The sequence below is a fragment of the Dongia deserti genome (genome assembly GCF_003574735.1).
Lineage (GTDB): Bacteria > Pseudomonadota > Alphaproteobacteria > Dongiales > Dongiaceae > Dongia_A > Dongia_A deserti.
The window spans coordinates 322,315-345,403 of sequence record NZ_QORW01000004.1; the positions used below are offsets into that span (position 1 = coordinate 322,315).

At 64.5% G+C, this 23,089-nt stretch carries 23 protein-coding genes; 11 read left to right on the forward strand and 12 right to left on the reverse strand.

The window, feature by feature from the left end:
• Positions 1-186 precede the first annotated feature (186 nt).
• From DTX69_RS08455 to DTX69_RS08465, 3 genes are all read left to right on the forward strand, one after another.
• Entirely contained in the window at positions 187-1,272 is a 1,086-nt protein-coding gene (locus tag DTX69_RS08455) for an ABC transporter permease (protein ID WP_119301083.1), read from the forward strand.
• Positions 1,269-2,054, forward strand: a complete 786-nt coding sequence (locus tag DTX69_RS08460) for an ATP-binding cassette domain-containing protein (RefSeq protein WP_119301084.1) — start codon at positions 1,269-1,271, stop codon at positions 2,052-2,054. The genes DTX69_RS08455 and DTX69_RS08460 overlap by 4 nt, the downstream gene beginning before the upstream one ends.
• 85 nt (positions 2,055-2,139) lie before the next feature.
• Positions 2,140-2,445 carry a hypothetical protein gene (locus DTX69_RS08465; protein ID WP_119301085.1) on the forward strand — a complete coding sequence of 102 codons (306 nt, stop codon included), beginning with the start codon at positions 2,140-2,142 and terminating at the stop codon, positions 2,443-2,445.
• 152 nt (positions 2,446-2,597) lie between these two features.
• On the opposite strand, the gene DTX69_RS08470 is transcribed toward DTX69_RS08465, so the two are convergent.
• Together DTX69_RS08470 and DTX69_RS30595 are read right to left on the reverse strand one after the other, a co-directional pair.
• Positions 2,598-3,143: a GNAT family N-acetyltransferase gene (locus DTX69_RS08470; protein ID WP_119301086.1), complete on the reverse strand. Its 546-nt coding sequence runs from the start codon at positions 3,141-3,143 to the stop codon at positions 2,598-2,600.
• Between the two features lie 4 nt (positions 3,144-3,147).
• Positions 3,148-3,273: a hypothetical protein gene (locus DTX69_RS30595; protein WP_284735634.1), complete on the reverse strand. Its 126-nt coding sequence runs from the start codon at positions 3,271-3,273 to the stop codon at positions 3,148-3,150.
• Between the two features lie 179 nt (positions 3,274-3,452).
• Between DTX69_RS30595 and DTX69_RS08475 the strand changes: the two genes are divergently transcribed.
• Positions 3,453-5,597 (forward strand): PAS domain S-box protein, encoded by a 2,145-nt coding sequence (locus DTX69_RS08475; RefSeq protein ID WP_284735635.1) that lies wholly within the window; start codon positions 3,453-3,455, stop codon positions 5,595-5,597.
• 27 nt (positions 5,598-5,624) lie between these two features.
• On the opposite strand, the gene DTX69_RS08480 is transcribed toward DTX69_RS08475, so the two are convergent.
• The 4 genes from DTX69_RS08480 to DTX69_RS08495 form a co-directional block, all read right to left on the reverse strand.
• Positions 5,625-6,926 carry an L-fuconate dehydratase gene (locus DTX69_RS08480; protein ID WP_119301088.1) on the reverse strand — a complete coding sequence of 434 codons (1,302 nt, stop codon included), beginning with the start codon at positions 6,924-6,926 and terminating at the stop codon, positions 5,625-5,627.
• Positions 6,927-7,089: 163 nt separating this feature from the next.
• The gene (locus DTX69_RS08485; protein WP_119301089.1) at positions 7,090-7,938 is read right to left on the reverse strand and encodes a fumarylacetoacetate hydrolase family protein; all 849 of its coding nucleotides are present in this window, start codon (positions 7,936-7,938) and stop codon (positions 7,090-7,092) included.
• A 22-nt stretch (positions 7,939-7,960) separates the two neighbouring features.
• A complete protein-coding gene (locus DTX69_RS08490) occupies positions 7,961-8,791 on the reverse strand; it encodes an amidohydrolase family protein (protein ID WP_119301090.1) in 831 nt (276 codons plus the stop codon).
• Positions 8,792-8,793: 2 nt separating this feature from the next.
• Entirely contained in the window at positions 8,794-9,807 is a 1,014-nt protein-coding gene (locus tag DTX69_RS08495) for an aldo/keto reductase (RefSeq protein ID WP_119301091.1), read from the reverse strand.
• Positions 9,808-9,990: 183 nt separating this feature from the next.
• Here DTX69_RS08495 and DTX69_RS08500 point away from each other — a divergent pair, with 183 nt between their 5' ends.
• On the forward strand, positions 9,991-12,261 hold the full coding sequence (locus tag DTX69_RS08500) for a mechanosensitive ion channel domain-containing protein (RefSeq protein WP_162916996.1): 2,271 nt from the start codon (positions 9,991-9,993) through the stop codon (positions 12,259-12,261).
• On the opposite strand, the gene DTX69_RS08505 is transcribed toward DTX69_RS08500, so the two are convergent.
• Entirely contained in the window at positions 12,258-13,427 is a 1,170-nt protein-coding gene (locus DTX69_RS08505) for a Gfo/Idh/MocA family protein (RefSeq protein WP_119301093.1), read from the reverse strand. The genes DTX69_RS08500 and DTX69_RS08505 overlap by 4 nt on opposite strands.
• Positions 13,428-13,554: 127 nt before the next feature.
• On the opposite strand from DTX69_RS08505, the gene DTX69_RS30035 reads away from it, so the two are divergent.
• Entirely contained in the window at positions 13,555-14,430 is an 876-nt protein-coding gene (locus tag DTX69_RS30035) for a MurR/RpiR family transcriptional regulator (protein ID WP_162917000.1), read from the forward strand.
• Positions 14,431-14,442: 12 nt separating this feature from the next.
• On the opposite strand, the gene DTX69_RS08520 is transcribed toward DTX69_RS30035, so the two are convergent.
• Entirely contained in the window at positions 14,443-15,147 is a 705-nt protein-coding gene (locus tag DTX69_RS08520) for a glutathione S-transferase family protein (RefSeq protein WP_119301094.1), read from the reverse strand.
• 122 nt (positions 15,148-15,269) lie between these two features.
• Between DTX69_RS08520 and DTX69_RS08525 the strand changes: the two genes are divergently transcribed.
• Positions 15,270-15,617: a winged helix-turn-helix transcriptional regulator gene (locus DTX69_RS08525; RefSeq protein ID WP_119301095.1), complete on the forward strand. Its 348-nt coding sequence runs from the start codon at positions 15,270-15,272 to the stop codon at positions 15,615-15,617.
• A 3-nt stretch (positions 15,618-15,620) separates the two neighbouring features.
• Here the strand turns inward: DTX69_RS08525 and iolG are convergent, their stop codons facing one another.
• Complete coding sequence (gene iolG, locus DTX69_RS08530; protein ID WP_119301096.1) at positions 15,621-16,610, reverse strand: inositol 2-dehydrogenase; 990 nt, start codon at positions 16,608-16,610, stop codon at positions 15,621-15,623.
• Between the two features lie 167 nt (positions 16,611-16,777).
• On the opposite strand from iolG, the gene DTX69_RS08535 reads away from it, so the two are divergent.
• Positions 16,778-18,691, forward strand: a complete 1,914-nt coding sequence (locus DTX69_RS08535; RefSeq protein ID WP_119301097.1) for a bifunctional 5-dehydro-2-deoxygluconokinase/5-dehydro-2-deoxyphosphogluconate aldolase — start codon at positions 16,778-16,780, stop codon at positions 18,689-18,691.
• 209 nt (positions 18,692-18,900) lie between these two features.
• Here DTX69_RS08535 and DTX69_RS08540 read toward each other — a convergent pair whose 3' ends face one another.
• The 3 genes from DTX69_RS08540 to DTX69_RS08550 all read right to left on the reverse strand — a co-directional run bounded on the left by DTX69_RS08540 (position 18,901) and on the right by DTX69_RS08550 (position 20,323).
• Complete coding sequence (locus tag DTX69_RS08540; protein WP_119301098.1) at positions 18,901-19,236, reverse strand: hypothetical protein; 336 nt, start codon at positions 19,234-19,236, stop codon at positions 18,901-18,903.
• A 12-nt stretch (positions 19,237-19,248) separates the two neighbouring features.
• Positions 19,249-19,557, reverse strand: a complete 309-nt coding sequence (locus DTX69_RS08545; protein ID WP_162917001.1) for a hypothetical protein — start codon at positions 19,555-19,557, stop codon at positions 19,249-19,251.
• Between the two features lie 94 nt (positions 19,558-19,651).
• Entirely contained in the window at positions 19,652-20,323 is a 672-nt protein-coding gene (locus tag DTX69_RS08550) for a helix-turn-helix domain-containing protein (RefSeq protein WP_162917002.1), read from the reverse strand.
• 109 nt (positions 20,324-20,432) lie between these two features.
• Here DTX69_RS08550 and DTX69_RS08555 point away from each other — a divergent pair, with 109 nt between their 5' ends.
• The 3 genes from DTX69_RS08555 to DTX69_RS08565 are packed head-to-tail and all read left to right on the forward strand — an operon-like array spanning position 20,433 to position 23,088.
• Positions 20,433-20,744, forward strand: a complete 312-nt coding sequence (locus DTX69_RS08555) for a helix-turn-helix domain-containing protein (protein ID WP_162917003.1) — start codon at positions 20,433-20,435, stop codon at positions 20,742-20,744.
• Positions 20,745-20,746: 2 nt separating this feature from the next.
• Complete coding sequence (locus DTX69_RS08560; protein WP_119301102.1) at positions 20,747-21,208, forward strand: hypothetical protein; 462 nt, start codon at positions 20,747-20,749, stop codon at positions 21,206-21,208.
• Entirely contained in the window at positions 21,205-23,088 is a 1,884-nt protein-coding gene (locus tag DTX69_RS08565; RefSeq protein WP_119301103.1) for a transposase domain-containing protein, read from the forward strand. The genes DTX69_RS08560 and DTX69_RS08565 overlap by 4 nt, the downstream gene beginning before the upstream one ends.
• Position 23,089 lies beyond the last annotated feature (1 nt).

The following is a 23,089-nucleotide window of genomic DNA, read 5'->3' on the forward strand; positions in this document are numbered from 1 at the left end:
ACCACAAAAGATCCACGAGCCCTCCTTCCCTCCCCCGAGGCGGGGGAGGGTTAGGGTGGGGGCGATGGTTCAGCTCGACCCAGCCTTCGCTCGATAGAGCAACCCCCACCCCGGCTCTCCTCCAACTTGGGGGAGGGCGTTGTAGCGTGCGCAGGCAAGGATGCCTGCAGATCAGGGGAGTCCCGCATGAGCGGAGCCGACACGGAAAGCAGGGCCGGCCCAGCCGGCTACGAGCAGGCCCTGAAGAAAGCCGACCAGAGCATTGCGTCGTTCGAGGAGGATGCTGCGACGCCGCTCAGGCGGCTACAGCATTTCCTGCATGCGCATCCGACGGCGATCCCGGCGATCGTGCTGGTGCTTGCCATCATCCTGTTCTCCAGCATCGCCGGCCAGAAATTCCTGCATCCGTTCAATTTCTCGCTGGTGCTGCAGCAGGTCACCATCATCGGCATCGTTGGCGTGGCGCAGACTCTCATCGTGCTAACCGCGGGCATCGATCTCTCGGTCGGCGCCATCATGGTCCTGAGCTCCGTGGTGATGGGCAAGTTCGCCATCGACGTCGGGCTGCCCGTTCCGCTGGCCTTCGCGAGCGGCCTGGTGGTCGGCACGCTGTGCGGCATCATGAACGGCCTGCTGGTCACCCGGTTGCGCCTGCCGCCTTTCATCGTGACCCTCGGCACCTGGAGCATCTTCTTCGCGCTCAATCTCTGGTACTCAGGCAGCGAAAGCATCCGGTCCCAGGACATCGCGGCAACAGCCGGCTTCCTTCAATTCACCGGCACGCCCTTCGTCATCGGCCAGGCGCGCATCACGATCGGTTCGATCCTGATGCTGGGGCTGGTATTCCTGTTCTGGTACATCCTCAACTGGACATCGTTCGGGCGACACATCTATGCGATCGGTGATGATCCGGAGGCGGCCAAGCTGGCCGGCATCCGCACCAACGGGTTGCTGCTCTCGGTCTATGGGATCGCCGGCTTCATCTGCGCGGTGGCAGGCTGGGCGCTGATCGGCCGCATCGGATCGGTCAGCCCGCAGGCCGGCTACACGGCGAACCTCGATAGCATCACGGCGGTCGTGATCGGGGGTACCAGCCTTTTCGGCGGGCGCGGCTCCATCATCGGCACGCTCATAGGCGCGCTCATCGTTGGCGTGTTCCGGAACGGCCTTGCGCTCTCGGGCGTCGACGTGCTGTGGCAGGAATTCGCGGTCGGCTTCCTCATCATTGCGGCGGTGGCGATCGACCAGTGGCTGCGGAGGGTCTCGGCATGACGAACCCGGCTCCCATCATCCAGGCCCGCGGCCTCGTCAAACGGTTCGGCCGGGTCACGGCGCTCGACCACGCCGATTTCGACCTCTATCCCGGCGAGATCCTGGCTGTCATCGGCGACAACGGCGCCGGCAAGTCGACGCTGATAAAGGCGCTGACCGGGGCGATCATGCCCGACCATGGCGAGATCCTGATGGACGGCAAGCCGATCCATTTCCGCTCGCCCATGGATGCGCGCCGCGCCGGCATCGAGACCGTCTACCAAAACCTGGCTTTGTCCCCTGCCCTTTCCATTGTGGATAATCTGTTCTTGGGCCGGGAGATCAGGGCAAAGGGCCCGCTGGGCTCCTGGTTCCGCAAGCTCGACAAGGCGGCCATGCAACGAGTCGCGCGTGAGCGATTGTCCGAGCTTGGCCTGCTCACGATCCAGAACATCAACCAGCCGGTCGAGACCCTGAGCGGCGGTCAGCGCCAGGGCGTCGCGGTCGCGCGCGCCGCCGCCTTCGGCAGCAAGGTCGTGATCATGGACGAGCCGACCGCGGCACTCGGCGTCAAGGAGTCGCGCCGGGTGCTGGAGCTGATCCTGGACGTGAAGCGCCGCGGCCTGCCCATCGTGCTTATCAGCCACAACATGCCGCATGTGTTCGAGGTGGCGGACCGCATCCACATCCACCGCCTTGGCCGGCGGCTGACGGTGATCGATCCCAAGAAATACTCCATGTCAGAGGCGGTCGCACTCATGACCGGTGCCTTGGAGGCGCCGTCGGAAGAGCGAATGCATTAAAGGAGCGCGCGCCATCCTTTCTGAGGGAACCCATTGCCGCTGTCCTTGTTGGTGGATTCGTTAACACCAGCCAAGGAACCGAGGCATGAAACTTAACGAGTCCCAGGTTGATCAGGTGCTGGATCAGCTGCCGGCGGAGGTGATCCCAGACGATCACCCGACCGTTCCGCAGCTCGAATCGGTGTTCGGGCACCATACTTTCTTCATTGGAACAGAGGGCCTGCACGTCGTGGAGCGCGGTGGCGGCGACGCGATCAGCGAGCAGACCACTTATGTGGTGAAGGTGGCGCACTGGGCGGATGACCGGAAGAACAGCCTGGTCCCGCAGGACGCTGAAGTCACAGACACGATCGACCTCGATCCCACCAGCGGGCCCGAGATTTCAGTCTAACCGCCCGCCGGCAATCGTTGGGAACTAGCGTCGGCTCGCATAGTGGGCGAGCCGGCGTTGGAGCGTGTCATCTGCGCAAAATCTGTAACAGCTGGGCGTCGCCTGCAGCTGGGCGAGTTGTTATGCCCTGACGTTTGCCGTTCGGCGTCGCGTCAGGCCTGGCGACGATAGAGCATCGTCGGATGGTCCTTGTAGATCGCCCGCAGGAATTCCTGGTAGCCGCATTTCTTGGCGACCCAGGCGGAGGCGATGTTCTCCGGGTCGATGATGCAGACGGTCGGGGTCGACCCGAAATTCCGGTCGGCCCAGGCACAGATCGCTTGCACTGCCTCGGTCGCTAGACCCTTTCCATGGGCCGAGGGAACGAACGCCCAGCCGATTTCCGGCAGGCCTTCGATGGAGGGGCTGACCTCGCGCCGGAATTCGGCGAAGCCTGCTTCACCCAGGAAGTCGTTGCTCGCCTTGTCCTCTGCCACCCAATACCCAAAGCCCATCAGCGCCCAGTGGCCGGCATAGCGCAGCATCTTCGACCAGGTCTCCTCGCGCGAGAACGGCCTGCCGCCGATGTGACGGGTGACGATGGGATCGGCCCACATCGCAACGCAGGCGTCGATGTCTTCCACCCGATGAGGCCGCAGCCTCAACCGCTCCGTCTCGAAGACCGGAGCCGCGCCGGTCGGGAGCCTGATGTCTGGCATGGTTCTAGGCCTCCAGCAATTTCAGTGGCGGCGCGTTTCTGGCTACGATGAGGATGCGCCCTTCGCCGCGATCCGACATGACGGACCGGTTCGCCTCATGGGCCGACAGCAATTCCGCGGCAATTGCCATAAATTGAAACCCCTTGCTAACCCGCACAGCCTAACACCTTTGGTTTAGGCAATCCTTACGCCAAAAGGCTTGCCTCAGCATCTCTTAAGTTCTGGTTCATGATCATCCGAAAGAATGAATGCACCGAGAATCAACAGGCCTTTCGGATGGAGCTGGACACCGGGTGGATATTGCAGTGCTTGCAGAATGTCTGCCTGTTCGCTGCAATCGTCCTCTGCTACCGCGAGACTGTCAGGGCCGCGCGCAACGAGTGGCAGCGGACGATTCTGCTTGGCCTGCTGTTCGGCGCCGGTGCCGCGATTGGCACCATGCTGCCCGTGGTCCTTGCGGGCAAGCAGGCGATGGACGCAGGGCTGCTTCCCATCGCCTTGTCGGCGGTGTTCGGTGGCCCGCTGGCCACGATCATTACGACGATCATCGCCGGCTTCTTCCGGCTGGTCGGCCACGCGCACGGCTACGCCCATGTCACTGAGGCGCTGGTCGCCAGCGCGGTCGGGATCGGCTTCGCTTTCCTTCATCGACGGAGGCAAGCCCCGATCACAACGGCTGCCCTCGCGCTGCTCGGTTTGAGCATGGCGTTGGCCGGCGGACTCGGTGCGCTGGTCGCTCATCGTGACGTCGCAGAGACGGCGCCTGTGGTCTTTGCTGTCTTTGTCCTCGGCAACGGCTTGGGCGGCACGATCATCCTCGGAGCCATGCTGCGCCGCGAGGATGCGATCCTGGCACGGGAGCGGGCCCACGCCCAGGAGAGCAAGATGCTCGACGCCGTCCTGGAATCGATGAGCGACGGACTGCTCGCCGTCGATACGAACGGCAAGTTCCTGGTGTTCAACCGCCCAGCGCAGGAGATGCTCGGCGACTGGCGCGGCGACAAGCTCGAATCCTGGCTGAAGAACTACAAGCGCTTTCATCTGGATGGTGTCACGCCGGTGGCGACGGAGGAGCTGGCGCTGCCGCGCGCTTTACGGGGGCTGGAAACCAACGACCTCAATGTGGTCGTGCGTGGCCCGAGCCGGCCGGACGGCTTTGTCGTCAGCGTGAACGGACGCCCGCTGCGGGACGACGAGGGCAATGTCGTCGCGGGCATCACGGTCGTGCGGGACGTATCCGAGCTGATCAGCGCGCAGAAGCGTCTGGCCGAAAGCGAAGCCGCGCTGAAACAGAGCGAGGAGCGCTACGCCCTGGCCTTCGAGGGCGCCTATGACGGCCTGTGGGACTGGGATCTGCGCACGGGCAAGCTCTTCTGGTCCGGCCGCTGCATGGAAATGCTCGGCTATCCGCCGGACACGAACCTGTCCGGTCGGATGCAGAACAATGATTGGTGGCAGAGCCTGGTTCATCCCGACGACCTGCCCGCGACCTTGCGCGCTCTGCAGGATTGCCTCAGCGGTAGCGCGCGCTCCTTCGCCATCGAATACCGCTTGCGCCGGCTCGACGGCAGCTATTGCTGGGTGTCGGACCGCGGCGCGGTGATCCGCGATGAAGACGGGCGGCCTTATCGCGCCGCTGGCTCTCTCACCGACATCTCCGCCCGCAAGCTCGCCGAGCAGCACCGGCGCATGCTGCAAGATCAGCTGCAGCAGACCCAGAAGGTCGAGGCGCTGGGCACCCTCGCCGGCGGCATCGCGCACGACATCAACAACACGCTGATCCCGATCATCGGGGCCGTCGACATGTTGCTGCTGGACGCACCGAAGGACAGCGAGCTCAGCGAAGAGCTGCGCGACGTGATGTCTGCTGCCTTGAAGGTCAAGGAGCTGGTCCGGCAGATCCTGGCCTTCAGCCGCGACGAAGGCTCGGAGCGCTGCATCGTCGATATGACTGCCGAGATCGCGAGCACCTTGCGCATGCTGCGCGCGATGGTGCCGGCCACCATTGCGCTCGATATGGACGTGCGTGCGGCTCAGCTGAACTGCAAAATCAACCAGACGCAGATCCATCAGGTGATCATGAACCTGGTGAGCAACGCGGTCGGTGCCATCGGCCCGAATCGCGGCGCGGTCCGCGTCACGCTCGACCAGGTCGAGCTGGAGGACAGCACGGCCATCACCGGCCAGGAGGTCGAGCCCGGATCGTTCTGCCGGATCTCTGTCGTCGATACCGGTCCCGGCATTTCTCCGGATGTGAAGGCGCGCTTGTTCGATCCGTTCTTCACCACCAAGCCGGTCGGCGAAGGCACCGGCCTCGGCCTTTCCGTCGTGCAAGGCATCGTGCGCGACCATGGCGGCTTCGTCCTGGTCGACAACGAGCCCGGCCAAGGCGCCAGGTTCGACGTGCACTTCCCGCTGGTGGAGCAGAAGCCCGCGATGGACGCAGTCGCATAAGGTGACTCAGCGCCCATTGCCCCTCCGTCAGCTGCGCCACTCCGCGCCGTTCGGGAACTCGTAGCGGTCGAGGCTTTCCGGCTTCATGGTGATGGAATAGCCGGGCATCTTCGGCGGCATGTAGCGGCCGCTCTTCACCACTACCGGATCGACGAAGTGCTCATGCAGATGGTCGACATATTCGACCACGCGGTGCTCGAGGCTCGCCGAGACACAGATGTAGTCGATGAGCGCGAGATGCTGGACATACTCGCACAGGCCGACGCCGCCGGCATGCGGGCAGACCGGGATGCCGAACTTCTTCGCCATCAGCAGGACGGCGAGGATCTCGTTGACGCCGCCGAGGCGGCAGGAATCGATCTGGCAGAAATCGATCGCCTCGGCCTGCATCAGCTGCTTGAAGATCACGCGGTTCTGGCACATCTCGCCGGTCGCAACACCGATGCCGAGTGGCTTCACCGCCTTGCGGATCGCGGCGTGGCCGAGCACGTCGTCGGGCGAGGTCGGCTCCTCGATCCAGAGCGGCTTGTAGGGAGCGAGCTCCGTGATCCATTCGATCGCCTGGCCGACATCCCACACCTGGTTGGCGTCGATCATGAGGTTGCGGTTTGGTCCGATCTCATCGCGCACCGCCTTGCAGCGCTTCTTGTCGTCAGCCAAATCGCGGCCGACCTTGATCTTGATGTAGTCGAGGCCCTTCGCGACCGCTTCGCGCGTGAGGCGCCGCACCTTGTCGTCGGGATAGCCGAGCCAGCCGGCCGAGGTCGTGTAGGCCGGATAGCCGTTCTTCTCCATCTCCGCGATGCGCACATCCTTGCTTCCGTCGTTGGCGCGGAGGATGTCGAGCGCTTCGTCCGGCGTCAGCGCGTCGGTGATGTAGCGGAAGTCGATCAGGCGTACGAATTCTTCCGGAGAGAGGTCGGCGACCACGCGCCAGACCGGCTTCTTGACCGCCTTGCCCCAGAGATCCCAGATCGCGTTCACCACGGCAGCCGTCGCAAGATGCAGCACGCCCTTTTCCGGCCCGACCCAGCGCAGCTGGCGGAAGGCGGTGAGGCCGCGCCAGAACTGGCCCATGTTCTTGGTGATGCCAGCAAGATCGCGCCCGATGACGGCAGGCGCCAGCGCTTCTGCCGCCGCCACGCACAATTCCGTGCCGAGGCCGAGAGTGAAGGTGAGGCCGTGCCCTTCCAGGCCTGGCGTATCGGTCTTCAGCACCACATAGGCGGCGGAATAGTCCGGGTCCGGATTCATCGCATCGGACCCGTCGAGATTGCGCGAGGTGGGGAAGCGAATGTCGCGCACGACGACGGCGGTGATTTTTGTCATGACGCGCTCCCTGCAAAGAAACGACGTCCCTCTCCCATCATGGTCGGACTTGGTCCGACCATCCACGAGTTTCTATCGGCCACATCGTGTTGCGGCAGGCAAACTCATGGATGGTCCAAGCGCGACCATGACGAACGAGAGCGTGCCAAATACGCGTGCGCACTTACCCCTGCACCACGCGCTGCTGCTGTTCGCCGAGGCCCTGGATGCCGAGGCGCATGACTTGTCCGGCCTTCAGATAGATTGGGTTCGGCTTCTGCCCCAACCCGACGCCCGGCGGCGTGCCCGTGGAGATGACGTCGCCCGGCTGCAGGCTCATGAAATGGCTCAAATAGGAGACCAGCTTCGGCACGTTGAAGATCATCGTCCTGGTGTTGCCGTTCTGGTAGCGCTTGCCGTCGACCTCCAGCCACATGGCGAGATTTTGCGGGTCGGGCACCTCGTCCTTGGTGACGAGCCAGGGGCCGATCGGCCCGAAGGTGTCGCAGCCTTTGCCCTTGTCCCATTGGCCGCCGCCGCGCTCGAGCTGATATTCGCGCTCCGATACGTCGTTGATCACGCAGTAGCCGGCGACGTAATCCATGATGTGGTTCTCCGGCGCATATTTCGCCGGCTTGCCGATCACGATGCCAAGCTCCACTTCCCAGTCGACCTTTTCGGCCCCGCGCGGAATCTCGACATCATCATTGGGACCGCAGGCCGCGCTGGTCGCCTTCATGAACACGACCGGCTCCTTCGGGATCGGCGCATTCGATTCCTCGGCGTGATCCGCGTAATTGAGGCCGATGCAGATGAACTTGCCAATCCGTCCGACGCACGGCCCGATGCGCAGATCGCCGGTGGCGAGCGGCAGGCTGTTGGGGTCGAGCGCCGCCAGCTTCTTCAGGGAATCGGCCAAAAGCACTTCGCCCGCGATGTCAGGAACATGCGCGCTCAGATCCCTGATCTGTCCGTCCTTGTCCAGAAGCCCCGGCTTCTCCCGCCCTTTCGGGCCATAGCGCAGTAATTTCACGTGATTCTCCTCAGACTTGAGTTCAAGCGGACACGCCGTAGAACCGCGCCGCCGTTCCACCGTAGATCGCCGCCCGTTCATCGCCGCTGAGCGAAGACAGGCACGCATCGCTTGCTTCCACCCAGCGATCGTAGCCACCGGCCAGGTTGGCGACCGGCCAGTCGCTGCCCCACATCAGTCGACCGGGGCCGAAGCACGCCACGAGATGATCGATATAACGCCGCAGGTCGTCCACCTGCCAGTCCGCATTCGCCTCGGTGATCAGGCCCGACAATTTGCAGAACACGTGCTCGTCCCGCGCGATCTCGCTCATTGCGGGAGCCCACGCGGCAAAACCGCCACTGCGGATCTCCGGCTTCGCGCCATGATCGACGACGATCGGCAGGTTGGGATACTTGCGCAGAAACATCAGAAACGGCTGGAGATGCGGCGGCTTGAGCAGCGCGTCGAAGCGCAACCCTCCCCGTTCCATCGCCGCGACCGCCGGCTCGATCGAAGCGCCCAGCATCCACTCCGGATCCGGGATGTCCTGGATCATCGGCCGCAGGCCCACCAGATAGTCCCGCGCGGCGAGCCGGCCGATGACATCGGGTGCGTCCTTTGCTTCGAAATCGGCCCAGCCGACGACGGCCTTGACGAAATCCGTGCGGCGCGCGACGTCGAGCATGAATTCGGTTTCGGAGATGGTCGGCGCGGCCTGCACGATGATGGTGGCGTCGATCTTGTGACGCTGGAGGATCGGGCGCAGGTCATCGGGTCCGAAGTCGCGATGGATCACGCCCAGGTCCGGCGTCAGCCAGCTATAGTCGCCGCGGCTCAGTTTCCAGAAATGCTGATGAGAATCGATGCGCATGGCTAGAGAACGGGACCTTGAGGCACCGGTGCTTCGGGGTGCAGCAGGCCGCGCTCGCGCAGATCTTCCCACAAGGCGGCTGGCAGCCTGAGCCGTGCCCACTGCCAATGGCTCGCCACTTCCGCCGTGTTGCGGGCGCCCGGGATCACCGATGCCACCACGGGATGCGCCAGCGGGAACTGCAACGCAGCGGCCGGCAGCGGCACACCATGACGGCCGCAGACCTCATGCAGAGCGGCCGCGCGCTGTGCGATCTCCGGTGGGACAGCGCCGTAATTGTAGGTCGCGTCCGGCTGCCCGACCCGCGCCAGTAGGCCCGAATTGAACGGACCGCCAATGATGATGGAGACATTTCTTTTCTGGCACGCCGGGAACAAGCGGTCGAGCGGCGCCTGCTCCAGCAGCGTGTAGCGGCCGGCGAGCAGGAAGCAGTCGAAGTCGCCGTGTTCCAGCGCCTCCTCGCACACGTCTGACTCGTTCACGCCGAGACCGATGGCACCGATCCGACCGGCCGCCCTCAGTTCCGCCAGCGCCTTGGCGGCGCCGCTCATCGCCTGGCGGAACATGGCCGGCTGCTGATCGCCGTGCCAGTCGCGGCCGACGTCATGGATTAGCGCGACGTCGATGCGATCGAGCCCGAGGCGTTGCAGCGAATCCTCGATCGAGCGCATGGTCGCGTCATAGGAATAGTCGAACTCCGCGTAGAACGGCATCGGCGACTTGAAATCCGTGCCGTCACCGCGCCCAAGCGTGCCGGGCCGCAGCAGGCGCCCAACCTTGCTGGACAGCACATACCGATCGCGCGGCTTCTCGCGCAGCGCATCACCGACGCGCCGCTCGCTGAGCCCGTAGCCGTAGAGCGGCGCGGTGTCGAAGAAACGGCAGCCATTCTCCCAAGCGGTGGCGAGGCTGGCCTGGGCCTCGGTATCGGTGACGACCGCGAACAGGTTGCCGAGCGGCGCGCCGCCGAAGCCTATTTCGGTGACACGAAGCGGGGTCTTTCCGAGATTGCGCAATGGGGCCTCCCTTCGGGCCGTTACACTATTATATGAGTTTTCGAGCCTGCAACGGATTTATCCCCTAAATTGTTTGATGACTCGGCGGCTACGGGTATGTTTTGTCCGAGCATACCCAGCAACGCTGAGGTGCGGGTCGGGTGCGAGAGATCGCCCCGCCCGCCTTCTCTTTGTGGAGTTGCCATGAAAATCTCGCGGCTGCTGAAAGGGTGGCTCGTCGCCATTCTAGCCACTCTCGCGCTCAGCATTGCCGTTCCGCACGCGAACGCGCAAACACCCTCGCCGGCTCCAGCTCCTGAGCCCACCGCAACGCCCGGCGACAAACAAGCCGCGCCGGCCAGCGGCACGCGTGAAGATCTTCAGAACATGCTGGACACCCTGCGCGACCCTGCCAAGCGCGAGGAGCTCGAAAAGCAGATAGAGACTCTGCTCGCAGTTCAGCAGCCTGAACCTGCGCCCGAAGAGCAGCCGCGCATCGGGATGCGCATTCTCGACACGCTGTCGAGCGGGTCCGAGCAATTCAGCCAGACATTGGAAGATCTGGGACGAGGCTTTGGTGCCTCCGGGCAACTCCTGTCCTGGCTCGAGATTCAAGCCACCGATCCAATGCGGCGCGCGATGTGGATCGACGTCGGCTGGGATCTCGTCCTCAGCCTCGGTGCCGGATTCCTCGTTGCCTATGTCATCGCAGTCCTCGTCAGGGCCGCCCGGCATCGCCTGGCCCAGCGCGCCGGCGACCGGCTGTTCCGGCGCATCCGCTTCTCCGCCGCGCGGCTGCTCCTGGAGATGCTGCCAGTCATCGCGTTCGGGCTGGTTGCTTTCGGCGTCGCCGGGTGGACGGCGCCTATACCAACGGCGCGCGTAGCGCTGCTCGCTTTCATCAACGCGACGCTGATTTCGATGGCTGGCGCAGTCGCAGCGCGATTCGTGTTCAGCCCTATGGAGCCCGGATTGCGGCTCTTCCCGCTCAGCGATGCCACCGCCGTCTATCTCTACGTCTGGTCGCGCCGGTTGATCGTGGTCATCGCGTGGGGTTATGTGCTGCTGCAGGCCGCCCTGCTCCTGGGACTGCCGCCGTCGGGATATGCGATTGGCGCCAAGATCGTCGGGCTGATCGTGGCGGCCCTGCTGATCGTCCTGGTCCTGCAGAACAGGGAAACGGTCGCGTATTGGATCCGGGGCGGGCCGGCCGAAGGCGGTCGGCGGATCGCGCGCGGCCGCGCGGCCGAGATCTGGCACGTTGCGGCGATCGCCTACCTGGCGGGCGTTTATCTGATCTGGGCATTCAATATAGCGGGCGGATTCCTCTATCTCCTGCGCGCGACCGTTCTCACAGTGCTGGTGATCGGCCTCCTGGTCGCGGGCGAGTACTGGGTGCCGCGACTCCTGGATCGCTTCTCCGGGCTCGATGCGCCTTTGGTGGCGCGCTATCCATTCGTGGCCGCTCGCACCAGCCGTTACCTGCCCATCCTGCGGCGAGTGCTGGTCTATGCCATCCGGATTGTAGCAATCCTGGTCATCCTGGCCGCCTGGCAGGTCGGCGTTACCGCCATCCTCTTCAGCGATACGGGCCGCAATATCCTCGGCCGGCTGTTCGATATCGCCGTCGTGTTAGTGATCTCGCTCGCCGCCTGGGAGGTGGCGAACGGCCTGATCACCGCGCACCTCAACAGGCGCGACACCTCGGGCGCGTCGCTCATCCGGTCCGCACGCATGCGGACCCTGCTGCCGCTGATCCGCAACGCGCTCATGATCGTGATCGCGGTGATGGCGACGCTGGTGGTCCTGTCGGAAATCGGCGTAGACATCGCGCCGTTGCTCGCCGGGGCAGGGGTCGCGGGCCTTGCGATCGGGTTCGGCGCGCAATCGCTCGTTAAGGACGTGATCACCGGCGCGTTCATTCTGTTCGAGGACACGATCAATATCGGCGACGTCGTCAACATCAACGGCACGGGCGGCCTGGTGGAAGGCATGACGGTCCGCACCATCCGACTCCGCGACTTGTCGGGCAACGTGCACACAATTCCCTTCGGATCGATCACGACCGTCACCAACATGACCAGGGAATTCTCGTACTACCTGCTCGATGTCGGGGTGGCTTACCGCGAGAGAACCGACGACGTGGTCGCCATTATGCGCGAGGTCGATGCCGAACTGCGCGAGGATCCGACACTCGGCCCCGATATCATCGCGCCAATCGAGATCCTTGGCGTCGATCGTTTCGAGGACTCCGCCGTCGTCGTCCGCGGCCGCATCAAGACCCTGCCGATCCGGCAGTGGGACGTAGGCCGAGAATACAACCGACGGCTCAAGATGAAGTTCGACGAACGCGGGATCGAGATGCCGTTCCCGCACCGCACGATCTATTTTGGGGAGGGCAAGACAGGCACTGCGCCGCCAGCCCGCATAGTGCGCGAGGAGAGCGGGACGCCTGTGACCAAGCGCGACCGCTAGGCCAGCTCCACCCAACTCCCGCTCTTGGCTGAGGCGATGACACTGTGGAGCACTTTCTCGATCGCCAGGGCATCGCCGATGGTGGGTGACAGCGTCTCCTTGCCGGCGATGCCTTCCAACAGATGGGCGACTTCGATGATCTTGAGATCATTGAACCCGATGCCGTGGCCCTTCGCCGGCGAGAAGCGGCCATAGAAGGGATGCTCCGGTCCCATGGGAATGAGGCGATAGCCGTTGGTCGGCGCGTCGCTCGCATCCTTGGTGTAGATCTGCAGCTCGTTCATCCGCTCATGATCGAACAGGATCGAACCGTTCGATCCGAACACCTCGAACGCGAGGTGGGACTTGCGGCCCCAATGGGCGCGGCTCGTCACCAGCGTGCCCATGATTCCGCCGTCGAATTGCAAGAGCGCGTGGGCGGTATCTTCGTTCTCCACTGCGCGGTATTCGCCGCTCAACGCGACCTTCATGTCGCGCCGCTCCGTCCCGTCGCCGGCGGCCGGCACCGGGCGCTTCGGGATCAAGATTCGCGTGTCGGCCACCAGACGGCGCACGGGACCGATTAGATCGTGGGCGATGCTGACCAGATGCGAGGCGAGATCGCCGAGCGCGCCGAGGCCCGCCATGTCCTGCCGGCAGCGCCAGGAATAGGGGGTCTCTTCATCCGCCATGTAGTCTTCGTCGCAGACGCCGCGGAAATAGCTGACATTGCCGATCGCACCCTCGGCGATGAGCTGCTTGGCGAAAGCGATCGCGGGTGAGCGTATGTAATTGTAGCCGACCAGCGTCTTGCCTTTTGCAGAGCGCGCGACTGCCGCCATCTCCTCCGCCGCCGCTAGGTTCGCGGCCAGCGGCTTCTCGCAATAGACATGCTTGCCGGCCTTCAGCGCGGCAATGGCGATGTCGTGATGCAGCGCGTTGGGCGTGGTGATCGAGACAATGTCGACTGCGGGATCGGCGATCAACTCCTGCCACGATTCGACGGCGCGCCGGAAGCCGAACCGCTGCGCCGCCTGCTGCGCGGCAGACAGGCTCACGTCCGCCACGACCTCGAGGCGGGTCGAGAGCGCGGTCTCAAAGATCGTGGGCGCCGATCTGAACGCCATGGCATGGGCAGCGCCCATGATGCCGGTGCCGACGACACCGATTCCGATGGATTGCGGCATGAAGTACGCTCCGAAACCGCCGCATCCGTGGCGACGGCTGCGGATTCTGGAATTTTTCGTTTGTATCAAGCAAGAGGAATTTTTATTCTATTTTGCGGTCTTTCCATCAAAAGCGGGGACGCGGGGCATGCCGAAACGCAAGAACCTGACATCGGTGGGCACACGCACGCGCCGCGCCGCGGCGTCCGCCGTCCCGTCCGATGTCGTGGGACTCAATCGCGAGATCTCGACCCGCTATCCGACTCTCAGCAAGCGCCTAAGGCAGATCGCTGAGTTCGCGCTCAAGCATCCCAACGAGATCGCGATCGAATCCATCGCGGTGATCGCGCAGCATGCCGGAGTGCAGCCCTCAGCGCTCATCCGCTTCGCCAAGGCGTTCGGCTTCGAAGGCTTCTCCGATCTGCAGCGCATTTTCCAGCAGCGGCTCCGCGAGAGCCGGCCAAGCTATGCCGAGCGCATCGCTGCCATGCGCGAGGAGCTGCATGGCCAGCGCGATCACGGGCCGCAAGCCATCCTGACCCGCTTCGCCGAAGCCAACATCGCCGCCCTGCAGCATCTGTGCGAGGAGACCAAGGCCGGCGACCTCGACCGCGCGGTGCAGATCCTCCGCAAGGCCGAGACGATCCATCTGGTGGCACAGCGCCGCTCGTTCCCGCTCGCCGCCTATCTCTATTACGCGCTGAGCAAGATCGGCCGGCGCGCGCACCTGATAGACGCCATCGGCGGCATGGACCAGGAGCAGCGCCAACTGATGGACCCGCGGGATGCACTGGTCGCCGTCACCTACGCCGACTATACGCCGCGCGTGGTCGAGACCGTCACCTTTGCCGCCCAGCGCAAGGTGCCGGTCGTCGGCATCACCGACCAGCCCTTGAGCCCCCTCACCGCGCAATGCGACGTGGTGTTCTATGTCGAGGACGCCGCGGTGCACGACTTCCGCTCGCTCGGCGCCTCGATGTGCCTCGCGCAGTCGCTCGTGGTGGCGCTGGGGGCGACGGGGTAGGAGCAGGCGACGTCACGCAGCCAAGCGCGGCTGCAGATCGTCCAGCGTGACGTGCCCCAGGAAGTGACCGCTGCTGGTGGTCGGTTTCGCGTCCTCGATCGCGTGCGCGAAGATGACGGCCTTGTCGTGTTCCAGCTTCTGCAGGTGCTTGTAGAGCCGTGGATACTCCTTGCCGAGATCGAACAGGCGCAGATCTTCGCCCCAGCGCGCGATGCCAGCCAGATACGCGTCGGCAACTGTCCGGACATCGCCCGCCAGCCACGCACTGCTTGAAAGCAAGTGCTCGACATGCACATAGGCCTTGGCCACCTGTTCGCGTGCCAAGTTCCGCAGCATCTCTTTCTCTTTCGTCGCGTCCTCCGGCAGCTTGTAGGCGGTCCAGGCTGGCGCGAAGGCGCCGTGTAGTTCCATATGAAGGAACGCGAGCACGCTGTTGAGGCGGTCGAACGCGCGCGTGCCTTGCAGGAAGCCGAGACGCTGGCCTAGATCCCGCGCGGCGATATTGAGGAGGATCGCGAGGCTTTCGCCGAGCGCTTCGCCATTCTCCATAAGCAGGGTCGGCGTCAGGTGCTTGGGATTGATGCGCAGGTAGCGCTCATCTTTCGGCGCCAGCATCTCGATCCGGCAGAGGCGGTAAGGTTGCCCCAACCACTCCAGCGCCACGATCGATCCGAAAGAACAACCATGCGGCACGCCGTAGAACAACACCGGTTCCATGATTCAAACTCCCGAAAATTGACTGCTTGCTCTCAACGGGATTGAACGTGGCGCTGGCCGTGCTACTTGTGAAGACGGCACTAATTTGTGAGACGGGAACAATTTTTATACCGAGGTTCGTGATGAAAGAGAGTGTATCGGGCTGCCCGGTTGAAGACGCCATTCGCCTGCTCGGCGGCCGCTGGCGCATCGTGCTCATCTATCATCTGCTGGACGGCAAGAGGCGCTTCAGCGAATTGCGCCGCGCCATGCCGTCCATCTCGCAGCGCATGCTGACGCTCGATCTGCGTGCGTTGGAGAAAGCCGGACTCCTGCAGCGCACGGTCTACCCGGAAGTGCCACCGCGCGTGGAATACGATCTGACCGAGGAAGGCAGGCGCCTGCGCGAGCTGGTCGATCTGCTCGGCAAAGTCGGCACGCGGCTCGCCAACGTGCCGCAATGCGCCCCCGTGCAGAAGAGCGCGGCGTAGGCCTTAGCCTACGCGCACGCTTTTCCCTGTTTTCACGGATTCCACCGCCGCATCGGCCAGGATCAATGCCTTCAATCCATCCTCGCCCGTTGGCGAGAGCGGCTTGCCTTCCGTGACGCCGGCGACGAAAGTGTCCATCTCCGCGCGATAGGCGGCGGTGTAGCGCTCCAGGAAGAAATGGAGCGCAGGATCCGACGCAAAGCCCTCGGCAGTCGCCTTCTCGACCGTCGTCGCGTGCTGATTGTGGGCCCGCAACATGCCACCGCTGCCATGCACCTCGATGCGCTGGTCGTAGCCGTAGGTGGCGCGCCGCGAGTTTGAGATCTGCGCCAGGCGGCCGCTCTTGGTCTTGAGCGTCACCACCGCGGTATCAACATCGCCAACTTGGCCGATCGCGGGATCGACCAGGCACGCGGCCATGGCCGAGACTTCCACCGGCTCCTCGCCCAACAGGAAGCGCGCCATGTCGAGATCGTGGATCATCATGTCGCGGAACAGGCCGCCCGAATGCTTGATGTAGGAGACCGGCGGCGGCCCGGGATCGCGCGACAGGATGGTGACGATCTCCGGCTTGCCCACCTCGCCCGCTTCCAGCCGCTTCTTCAGGGTCGCGAAACTCGGATCGAAGCGGCGGTTGAAGCCGATCATCAGCTTGGCCTTGGTGTCCGCCACGACCTTCAAGCAAGCCCGCACACGCTCCGCGGACAAGTCCACCGGCTTTTCGCAGAACACCGCCTTGCCCGCTTTCGCGGCTTGCTCGATCAAATCGGCATGGGTGTCGGTCGGCGTGCAGATCAGCACCGCTTCGATGTTCTTGTCGTCCATGATCTCGGGAATGCCCTTGGCGACGCTCGCGCCGGTTTCGGTCGCAATCGCACCGGCCGCTTTGGCATCCACGTCAAAGACCGTAGCCAGCTTCGCAACCTTGTGCGCGGCGGCGGAACGCGCGTGAATCTGGCCGATCCGGCCAGCACCTAAAAGCCCGACCCGCATGGATGTCCTCCCTACAAATACCAGACATTCCGTTATTGACAGAAAATAGAATGTTTGTTTCATTAGGGCAAGCGCGAACGTCAAGCAGCGCGTCGAGATGGTGCGTCCTTGCGGCGCGCTGACGGGGGAAGCGATGGACCGCGCTCCGCACTGGGCAGGAAGGCCATATGGCCCAAGACCTTGACGTCATCACCATCGGGCGCTCCTCGGTCGATCTCTATGGTCAGCAGATCGGCGGCCGCCTCGAGGACATGGGCACGTTCGCCAAGTCGGTCGGCGGCTGCCCCTCCAACATCGCCATCGGCGCGGCGCGCCTGGGTCTCAAATCCGCCATCCTGACGCGCGTCGGCGATGAGCATATGGGCCGCTTCATCCGCGAGCAAATGGCCCGTGAAGGCGTCGCCGTCGACGGTATCAGGACCGATCCCAAGCGGTTGACCGCGCTCGTCATTCTGGGCGTCAGAGATTCCGACAGCTTCCCCCTCATCTTCTATCGCACCGATTGCGCCGACATGGCGCTCGATGAAAGCGACGTCGATCCGGAATTCATCAAGCGCGCGCGGGCGATCGTGGTGACGGGCACGCATTTCTCGACGCCAACCACGGCGGCGGCGCAGCGCAAAGCGATGAAGATTGCGCGCGAGAACGGTACGAAGATCGTGTTCGACATCGACTATCGCCCGAACCTGTGGGGCCTGGCCGGGCACGGCGCGGGTGAATCGCGCTACATAGCCTCCGACCGGGTGTCGCAGCATCTGCAGCCGATCCTGCCCGCGTGCGACCTGATCGTCGGCACCGAGGAAGAAGTGAAGATCGCCGGCGGCGCCGAGGACGCGTTGACAGCGTTGCGCAACATCCGTGCCAGGAGCAGCGCCATCATCGTGCTGAAGCGCGGGCCCAAGGGCTGCGCGGTCTTTTCCGATGCAATTCCGGACGATGTCGATCAGGGCATCGTCGGCAGCGGGTTCCCGATCGAGGTCTACAACGTGCTCGGCGCGGGGGATGCCTTCATGTCAGGCTTCCTGCGCGGCTGGCTGACCGGAGAGAAGCTGGAGACCTGCGCGACCTGGGCCAACGCCTGCGGCGCCTTCGCGGTATCACGCCTGCTCTGCTCGCCGGAGATCCCGACCTGGACGGAGCTGCAATACTTCCTGGAGCATGGCAGCAAGCATCGCGCGCTACGGTACGATGCCGACCTCAACCACATTCATTGGTCGACGACGCGGCGCGGCCGCTGGTCCCTCCTGCTGGCGCTCGCCATCGATCACCGCGCGCAGATGGAGGATCTGGCGGACAAGGCGGGCGTGCCACGCGCCCGCATCGGCGCATTCAAGGCGCTAGCGGTGGCGGCTGCCACCAAGGTTGCCGACGGGCAGCCAGGCTTCGGGATGCTGCTCGATGGCACCTATGGCCGCGAGGCCTTGTTCCGCGCCGCGGATCATGACCTCTGGATCGCGCGGCCGGTAGAACGGCCGGGATCGCGCCCTCTCAGGTTCGAGACAGAGGATCTCGGCTCCCATCTCGCCGAATGGCCGGTGACGCACGTCATCAAATGTCTGTGCTTCTATCATCCGGACGATCCGGAAGCGTTGCGTGCCGAGCAGGAGGAGCGGCTGTTGACCCTTTATGACGCCGCGCGCACGGCGGGGCGCGAGTTGCTGGTCGAGATCATCGCCGGCAAGCACGGACCGTCGACCGACGAAACGGTCGCCACCGTCCTGCGCCGGCTCTATGATCTCGGCATCCGTCCGGACTGGTGGAAGCTGGAGCCGCAGGCGACCCGGACTGCCTGGCAGCAGATCGGGGACGTGATCCGGGCGCGCGATCCGTTCTGTCGCGGTGTCGTGCTGCTGGGCCTCGAGGCCAGCGAGGATGTGTTGGAGGAGGCATTCCAGGCGGCCGCCAGCGATCCGATCGTGAAAGGCTTCGCCGTCGGCCGCACCATCTTCGCCGAGCCCGCCGATGCCTGGCTGCGCGGCCAGATGGACGACACGGCTGCCATCTCGGAGATGGCGCGGCGCTTCTCCCGCCTCACCGACGCCTGGAAGAAAGCCAAGCGCGCCAATTCGGCGGCGGCTTGAGATAGATGCTGCTCGCCTTAAGTGAGGGCTGACACATGATCTGCGCAATCCGGGATTCCGTGGGATGACGCGGGACATGGCGGGATGGAGTCCGCTCTATCAAGGGGTTGCGGAAAAATCGGCGCGCCGCTCGCGCGCGTTCGCCTGACACTTGGATTGCGCACTTTCCCCCGAACGGCCGCTCTCCCGACACATGATTTGCGCACATTCTACCCGGCTTCACCGGAGCGTTTAAGAGCGTTCGAACGCGGCAGGGTGGAGACGCCGATCAGCATGACCAAGCCGGCCAGAATACCACCGGCGGCGATCTCGATCGTAACGAGCCGGGGAGCGGACTCCTTGGCAGCGGCCTCGACCATCTGCCTATAGCCATCTAACGAGCGCAGAATCCGATCGAGGCCGAAAGCAGCGATATAGCCGGCGGCCGTCGTCAGGAACCACCAGTAGAACCCGACGCGCCGCTTCCAGAGCTGTGCGACCGCGCCGACCAGCAGGCCAGCGATCACCGGCGCAGCCGCATATGCAATGAAGACAGCGTCGCTCATGTGACTCTCCCCCTAGCCGCCGGCGGCGCCGACGTCCACCTTCATCCACAGCACTTCCCCCTTAAACGGGGCACTCGGCCAGGGCACGTACGGCTGCGGCGCCTGGCGCACCATCTGGGCGACGAAGAGCAGTGCGCGGCCGAGCTGCGCATCATCAAGCACATGCAGACTCGGCGCGTCGAACGTGCTCGCGAGATATGCCTGCAGGACGGCCCCAAGTCCCGCTTCGGCCACACCGTCCTCGACCGCTCGTATGGCATCGGATCGCGACATTCCACCATCTCCTGCCCTGCGCTTCTTCTTTGAGTGCAGCTCGCGCATTGCCTTCTCAAACTCTTCCCAACCCGACATAGAAAACCCCGACCTATACTTTCGAATATGTCAGGATTCTCAGCCCACGTTCGTTTCCAATTCCTTACCCACGCCGTCGCAACCACTCTTCGTATAGCCCGACGAAAGCGGCGGCATTGTCGGCAGCATCCTCCTCCGACATTTTCAGCCATGCGCGGAAGAACCGCTGCAGCGCCTCGCGCAACACGCTGCGATCAAGCGGCGGCTGCGGCACAGCACGCGCGTCGGACCGGTTTCCGAGCGTCACGTTGCGCTGATCGCCCGACGCGCCATAGTGCTCCGGCATCTTCTCCCGCAGCCGATTCTCGATCTGCTCCACCTCTTGCCGCGCCTGCAAACCCTGCCTGAGCACGCGAATCAGGGCGTTGATGTCCTCCATGCTCGGCTCGCCTTCGAGGCCTTTCAGGCTCTCCAGGGTCGACTGCCAGGCTTGGATCTCCAGCTCGTAATCCCGCGCTATTTCGGGTTCGCCGCCGCTCAGCCAGCCCAGCGAAACGCCAAGCGCATCCGCGATCTTGCGGCCGTTGGTCAGGCCGGGCTCCGACCCCTTGAGATACTTCCGGATCAGGCTGTCGCGGATTCCTGTCCGTCGCGCCAGGGAGAAAGGCGAATCACTCCCTAGAGCAAGTCCGAGCCGGGCGGCTATCCCGTCAGAGTCCCGCTTCCCAGCCCTGACGCCTAGGTCAGAGTGGCCTTCAAGCGTCAGAGTTTCTTCATCTTTTTGATTCTGCGCCATTTTCCACATTCAAAGTCACTATCCCACCATGGGGTAAGTCTGACCAACTCTTTAGTGTTGCTGATCTCTCTCCCTGGTGTTATAGCTGTGACCCAAGATGACAAGCGTAATGACAACCTATGACGTTCCAAAAGATGCCGCCAAAAGGCGGCACTGGGTGATCTACCAGCTGCGCGTCCGCGGCACCAACCTGCGCCGCTTCGCCTTCCAGATCGGCGTCAGCCAGCAGGCTGTCAGTGCTGCATTGTTCTCTCCATCCTCCTACATCGAAACCGCGCTGGCCAAGGAGCTGGGTCTAAAGCCACAGCAGCTGTTTCCAGAGCGCTTCGACTCCGCTGGTCGTCGCCTGCATGCGACCCGTTCGCCGCAGCGTAGCAGAGCGCCCCTTGGTCGCAATGTCCAAGTTCCGGGGGTCGCCTAGACATGCGTTCCCCGGCGCGCCAAGACCCGCGACAAGCGACGCTCTTCGACGGCGATTCTTCCACCGTCGCGAGCGGCAGTCTCAGCTTCGATCGCGAGTGGCGCGCGGCGCTCAATCAAGCCATCGAGGAATGCGGCTTCGGGCGCGGCAACATCGCGACCGAGATGGAGCGGCTCCTCGGCAACGATCCGGACTACCCCGTGAGCGTGGCGCTCCTCAATGCGTGGACCGCCGCCAGCAAGACTGACTACCGTTTCCCGCTGATCTATCTCCCGGCCTTCGTGCGCGCAACCGGCGCGACCTGGTTGCTAGACCGTCTCGCATCGAAGTGTGGACGCGTCGTCGTGGACGACGAGATGGCGCAGCTTGCCCAAGCCCGCCACGAGGAACTGCAGGCTGTCGAGCGCCGGAAGCAGCTCGAACAGAAAATCCGCAAGCAGCAGCGTGGAGGGGCGCGGACATGAACATCCACGCCTCAGCGGCTGAGTTGGCCGGCAAGCCCGGCATGCCACAATCCGAAAGCGGCGTCATCCGCCTTGCAAAGCGCGAATCATGGCCGCGCCAGAAGCGCAGCGGGCGTGGTGGCGGCTGGGTCTATCCGATCACATGCCTGCCGGCGGAGACGCAGGCGGCGCTCGCGCTGAAGCACGCCGCGCCTGCGCTGCCGGCGAATGACAGCGATGCCCGGCGGTCGCACCTGTGGGCGCTGTTCGAACGCAAACCGCAGAAGCTGAAGGACATCGCGCAGCGCCGGCTCGAAGCGCTCGACGCAGTCGAGACTCTGATCGCCGGCGGGCGCGGCAAGCTCGAAGCGGTCAACGCAGTCGCGGCGCACATCCAGGAGCATCCCTCGACCATTCGGCGTTGGCAGCAGCTCGTCGCCGGCCTCGATCGCGCGGACTGGCTGCCGGCGCTCGCGCCGAAATGGACCGGCCGCACGGACACAGCCGAATGCAGCCCGGACGCGTGGGAGTTCTTCAAGGGCGACTTCCTGCGCATGTCGCAGCCGCGCGCGGAGCCTTGCTATCGACGGCTCGAAGAAGCGGCGGCCGCGCACGGCTGGACCATCCCATCGCTGCGCACGCTGCAGCGGCGCTTGGCGCGCGAGCTGCCGCCGGCCCTGCAGCGCCTCGCGCGCGGTGGACCGGACGCGCTGAAGCGCGCGTTCCCTGCGCAGCGCCGCGATCATGCGGTGTTCCACGCGCTCGAAGCGATCAACGGTGACGGCCATCGCTTCGACGTGTTCGTGCGCGACCGCGACGGCAAAAAGTTCCGGCCGACGCTGCTGGCCTGGCAGGACATCTACTCCGGCAAGTGGGTCGGCTGGCGCATCGCCGCAACGGAATGCGCCGAGCTGGTGCGCCTCAGCTTCAGCGACGTGTGCCGGACCTATGGCCTGCCGGCGCAGGCCTATCTCGACAACGGCCGCGCCTTCGCGAGCAAGTGGAACACCGGTGGCATCCCGAACCGCTACCGCTTCAAGTTCCGCGAGGAAGAGCCGGACGGCGTGTTCAAGCAGCTCGGCGTCGAGATCCACTGGACCAATCCCTACAGCGGCCAGTCCAAGCCGATCGAGCGCGGCTTCCAGGACGTCATCGAAGAGATCTCGAAGCACCCGCTGTGCGAGGGCGCCTACACCGGCGGCAGCGCCGACAAGAAGCCAGAGAATTACGACAGCCGCACGGTGCCGTTCGACGCGTTCATCGCGCTGGTCGACGATCGCATGCGCGCGCTCAACCGGCGTGACGGCCGTCGCTCGCCGGTGTGCGCCGGCCGCAGCTTCGACGCGACCTTCGCTGAGTCGTATTCCCGCGCGCCGATCCGCAAGGCGACCGAGGAGCAGCTGCGCCTGTTGCTGCTGGCGGCTGAGGGCGTGACGGCACGGGCGGACACGGCCGCGATCCACCTGTTCGGCAACATGTACTGGAGCGATGCGCCGGCGCTCGCGCGCATGGCAGGGAAGAAGGTCATCGCGCGTTTCGATCCGCAGCGGCTGGCCGATCCGATCCACGTCTATGGGCTCGACGGCCGTTACCTGTGCGCTGCCGAGTGCCAGGAGCTGGCCGGCTTCAACGACATCGAGGCGGCGCGCGAGCACGCCCGCGCGCGCAAGAGCTGGACCAAGGCGCAGCGCGAGCTGCTGCAGGCCGAGCGCACCATGGATGCGGCGCGGGTCGCCGCGCTGCTGCCCAAGACGCCGGAACCGCCGGCGCCGGCGGCGAACGTCATCCGACCCCTCGGCTTCGCAAGCCAAGCGCCGGATCAGCCACGCATCACCGCCGAAGAGCGCGACCGCCTGTTCGCGGACGGCATGCGCAAGCTCGGCCTGGTCAAGGAGGCATGAC